Origin of the sequence: Sphingomonas sp., assembly GCF_035490575.1 — a bacterium.
Lineage (GTDB): Bacteria > Pseudomonadota > Alphaproteobacteria > Sphingomonadales > Sphingomonadaceae > Sphingomonas.
Genome location: NZ_DATJLI010000161.1, coordinates 1 through 4,493 on the forward strand (window position 1 = coordinate 1; position 4,493 = coordinate 4,493).

The following is a 4,493-nucleotide window of genomic DNA, read 5'->3' on the forward strand; positions in this document are numbered from 1 at the left end:
GGCGTCGCGCGCGCGATAGGTTTCGGCAAAGGGCGGCTCGGCGATCTCGGCGCACCCACCCTCGTCAGGCACGATCAGCGGCAGGCCCGACGCCAGCGCTTCCGACGCGACCAGCCCGAATGGCTCGACATCCGATCCGTGGATCAGCGCGTCGGCGCTCGCCAGGATGCGGGTGAACCGCTCACGATCGTAAACCGGGCGGAACAGGCGGATATGCGGGCTGCCCGCGACCCGCTTGGCCAGCATCTTGCGATCCGGCCCATCGCCCAGCAGGATCAGCCCGACCGGCAGGTCGGCGCCCGCGCACTCAACGGCATCGATCACCATCGACCAGCGCTTCTCGGCATGGTGGCGGCCCAGCCCCAGCAACAGGTGCCCGTCTTCGGGCAGGCCGCATTGCGCCAGCAGCGCGCGGCGCAGCCCCTCGTCGCGGCGATGGGGCGAAAACACGCCGCGCGGAATGCCGAGCGGCATCGACGCATCCACCCGGTGTCCGCGCGCGGTGAACCGTTTGGCCAGCGCCGGACCATTGGTCACGAACGCATCGAACTGCGCCAGAAACCGGTCATACCGCCGGACATACCAGCCAAAGGCACGCTCGATATTGGCGGGACTCGCCAGCCCCTCGAACCAGCGCAGCGGATATGCGGCCATATTGTCGTTATGTGCGAAAAACACCTTGACCGCATCGCCCTGCCAATCGCCCACGATGGTGGCCGGACGCCAGGGCGAGCTGGTCTCGACAACGTCGGGCCGCAATGTGTCGAGCAGGCGAACGATCGAATCGCCCTCCCAGAACAGACAGTAATTCTTGTCGACCACCAGCGGCAGCGCCTTGACCCAGTGGATGCGCCCGCCGCCGGGGCGTTCCTCCACCCAGTCGGGTTCAGTGGTCGCGGCAATGACGATCAGCTCATGGCCCATATCGGCCAGGATCGCCATCTTGCGGTCGATATAGGTCCGCACGCCGCCGCCGGTCGGCGAATAGAATTCGTTGACGTCGACAATCCGCATGACCCCGCCCGCCCTCAGCCCTTGATCGGCCCGAAACCGCCCAGTCCGCGCAGATATTGCGCGCGGATGTTGGTCACGGTTACGCCATTGCCGACTTCAATGACCGCCTGTTCCAGCTTGGGTCGGCTGCGGCCCAGCTTGCGGTTGCTGGGAAAGCCCGCGCCATCCTTCCAGAAATCGAACTTGTTGCGCCCGTCGCGGTCATGGGTGAACAACAGGGCATATCGCCCGGCGCGCGGCGCCTTGATGCACAGGCTGACCTGGCCGTCCGATGGCGTTTCGGCCCAGACGCGGCGGAAAAACTTGCCTTCCTTCAACAGGTCGCGGTCGTCCTTCAGGAAATCCTCGTCGTTGGCGGGATAAAGCTCCAGCTTCAGTCGACCCTCCCGGTCCTTCAGGCCCATGACGTTGACGCGGATGGCCGGGCCGCCGCCACCGCCGATACAGGCGGTGCGGTCGGTGCCCAGCACGTCGGCCTGCGCGGTCGCCGGCGTCGTCATGACGGCGGCGAGGCCCAGGATCAGATGCTTCGCCTTCATCGCTGCTTCCTCAAAATACTGTGGAGGCCAAAGGCGGCGATCAGGATGACGTGCATCACCAGCGTGAATGCCGCCGTGATCGCCACCAGTTCCGAAAGCGCCTCGCCCTGTCCGATCAGTATGATTGCGAAGTTGGCGAAAAGAAGGTCCTTGTTTGGCACCAGCGGCAGCCGCGACACCAGCAGCCGCCCCGCGGCCAGGAACAGCCACATGCCGATCGACACTTCGGGCATCGCGAAATGCCAGGCCAGCGCGATCAGCGTCGATCCGCACAGCAGCCGCACGCAATGCACGCCGAACACCCACCACAGGGTCGGCCGCTCCAGCGAAAACACCCGGCGGGAAAAAATCAGGAAGGGCAGCGAGATGCCGATGATGACGGCGGTCGACCATGCCAATGTGCGGAACTGGTCGGGTGTCAGCAGCGTCGCGGCAAAGGGTAGCGCGGCGGCGATCATCGCCAGCGTGATCGCATTGCCAGCGATCGCCGACAGGATCGACACGTCCTTGACCGCCCCGAACGGCGCGGCCACCATCTTCATCCGCTGCCGCGCCCAGGCATAGAAATACGCCTCGCCCGAATAACCGAACACGACCTCGTTCGCGATCCGCTTCTTGTGCAGCGCGATCAGCCCCTCGAACGGGACGTGCCACAATCGCCGGAAAATAATGAAGTCGAACGTCGGCGGCGACATATAAAGCAACAGGAAACACAGGTAGAAACCCGGATGCACCGGCACCGATCGCTCCAGCGCGGGCAACCCTTCGCCGAACAGTTCGATGCCGACGCCGACCACCATGGCGATGCTCAGCAGCGCGCCCAGGATCGACGGCCAGCGCGAACGGATCTGGCGAATCGGCTCCAGCGCCTCGATTTCGGGGACCGAGGGGATGGGCGTCGCCGCACGGGCTGTGGCGCGGGCCGCTTGGGATACGCCGTAATCGGGTTGCTTCACAGGGTTCGTCGATCCGTCTCAGGCCAATGTCGAGATACGCGAAACAGCATATGCCCCGGCTCTGCGGCACATGCCTGAACTGGCCCCCCATCGCGGGTCTTGTCGCTTGCCGTTTGCCGGCATTATGCGGTTTCCTTGGCGCAGGATTTGGGCTTTTGCATGGCACAAGGCAAGCCTGTGACGAATCCGCCCCCCTTGCGCGCGCAACACATCCTCTCGTTCGCCCAGTCGTTGCGCGGCGGCGGGGTCGAGCGCGCGCTGCTCAGACTGGCCGGCGGCTGGATCGAACGCGGACGCCGCGTCACGCTGCTGGTCGGCGACGCCGAAGGGCCGCTGGCCGACGAACTGCCCGACGGCTTGACGCTACGACAAGGGGGCGGGGGCGGCTATCCGGCGCTGGCGGCGGCGGCGGCAAAAGCGGTGCGTGAACAATCCCCCGACCTGATCTTCTGCCCCGGCAACCACTATAGCGGCATCGCGCTCGCCGCGCGCCCCTTCGCCGGCGCGCCCATCGTCGCCAAGCTGTCGAACGCGCTCGCAGGCACGCATTCGGGCCTGACCGGGTGGGGTTATGCCCGCTGGCTGGCGCTGCACCCGCGCTTCATCGACCATCTGGTGGCGATGACGCCGGCCATGGCGCACGAAGCAGGGACATGGATGCACCTGCCCGCGAATCGCCTGTCGGTTATCCCCAACCCGCCCGCCCTGGCGCGGCCCGGCGCGCCGCCCGTGCCGCTGCCGCCGGGCCGCTTCATCCTGGGCGTCGGTCGCCTCGCCCCGCAGAAGCGCTGGGACCGCCTGATCGCCGCCACGGCGCGCCTGCCCGCCAATGTGTCGCTGCTGATCCTCGGCGAAGGCCCGCTGCGCCCCGCCCTGGAAACACAGGTGGCGACCCTTGGCCTCACCGGCCGCGTTGCCCTGCCCGGCCACGCCGCCGACCCGCTCCCCGCCATGGCGCGCGCCTCGGTCGTCGCCCTGACCTCCGATTTCGAGGGGGTTCCCGGCGCGATCCGCGAAGCACTGGGACAGGGCACGCCTGTCGTCTCAACCGATTCGAGCGTCGCGATCCCCGAACTGATCGATTCGCCCGCACGCGGCACGATCGTCGGGCGGGATGACATGGCCGCGCTGGTCGCCGCCCTCAACCACTGGCTCGCCCCCGGCGCGGTGCGGCCACCGGCGCAGACAGCATCCGGCGACCCCGTCAGCGACTATCTTGCGCTGTTCGACCGGCTGGTCAGCGCTGCGCGTCGGGGTGGGCGGCGCTGACGGCGGGCAGCGCCTGTAACGCCGCGTCGATCGCCACCAACCGCGGATAGGGTGACAGGTCCAGGTCGAAGCGCCGCGCATTGAACATCTGCGGCACCAGGCACACGTCCGACACGTCGGGCGCATCGCCGCCCAGATAGCGGCCCGTGCCCGCCATCGGCTCCAGCGCCGCAAACCCCTCGGCTACCCAGTGGCGATACCAGTCGTCGCGCTGCGCGTCGGTCGCCTCGAACTGGTGCTTCAACCGCTTGAGCACGCGCAGATTGTTCAGCGGGTGGATATCGCACGCGATCAGCAGCGCGCGGGCCATCATGTCGGCTCGCGCCAACGGATCGGCGGGCGCCAGCGCCGGTTCGGGATGCACCGCGTCCAGCCAGTCGATGATCGCCAGACTCTGCGTCAGCATCCGCCCGCCGTCCAGTTCCAGCACCGGCACAAAGCCTTGCGGGCTGCGCGCCAGATGCGCGTCCGACCGCTGCTCCCCCTCGACCAGCGACACATCGTGCCGCCGATAGCCCAGCCCTTTCAGGTTCAGCGCAATGCGAACGCGGTAGCTCGCCGACGAGCGATGATAATCGTGAAGGACGTATCCGCTCACGGGTTCGCCGCTTCGCGATCGGGATGCAGGCTCTGGCCCATCCGCCCCGGCCGCAGCGCCCCCCACCAGGTCAGCGGGTTCCAGTTGGCGGTGCCGTCGAGCGAGAAGGTGATGAAC

5 protein-coding genes are annotated in these 4,493 nt (G+C 67.4%); 1 reads left to right on the top strand and 4 read right to left on the bottom strand.

Going from position 1 to position 4,493, the window contains the following annotated elements:
- The 3 genes from VL973_RS12195 to VL973_RS12205 all read right to left on the bottom strand — a co-directional run.
- Positions 1–1,014: glycosyltransferase (locus tag VL973_RS12195; protein WP_325284296.1), on the bottom strand; the 1,014-nt coding region annotated here is incomplete at its 3' end.
- A 14-nt stretch (positions 1,015–1,028) separates the two neighbouring features.
- A complete protein-coding gene (locus VL973_RS12200) occupies positions 1,029–1,553 on the bottom strand; it encodes a DUF2141 domain-containing protein (protein ID WP_325284297.1) in 525 nt (174 codons plus the stop codon).
- Entirely contained in the window at positions 1,550–2,509 is a 960-nt protein-coding gene (locus VL973_RS12205) for a hypothetical protein (protein ID WP_325284298.1), read from the bottom strand. Before VL973_RS12205 ends, VL973_RS12200 begins: the two co-directional genes overlap by 4 nt.
- Positions 2,510–2,686: 177 nt before the next feature.
- Here VL973_RS12205 and VL973_RS12210 point away from each other — a divergent pair, with 177 nt between their 5' ends.
- Positions 2,687–3,778: a glycosyltransferase gene (locus tag VL973_RS12210; RefSeq protein WP_325284299.1), complete on the top strand. Its 1,092-nt coding sequence runs from the start codon at positions 2,687–2,689 to the stop codon at positions 3,776–3,778.
- On the opposite strand, the gene maiA is transcribed toward VL973_RS12210, so the two are convergent.
- Positions 3,747–4,376, bottom strand: a complete 630-nt coding sequence (gene maiA, locus VL973_RS12215; protein ID WP_325284300.1) for a maleylacetoacetate isomerase — start codon at positions 4,374–4,376, stop codon at positions 3,747–3,749. The genes VL973_RS12210 and maiA overlap by 32 nt on opposite strands.
- Between the last annotated feature and the right edge of the window lie 117 nt (positions 4,377–4,493).

Excerpts from the sequence above, each read along its gene's own strand:
- VL973_RS12200 (WP_325284297.1), bottom strand. The coding sequence starts at position 1,553 with ATGAAGGCGAAGCATCTGATCCTGGGCCTCGCCGCCGTCATGACGACG.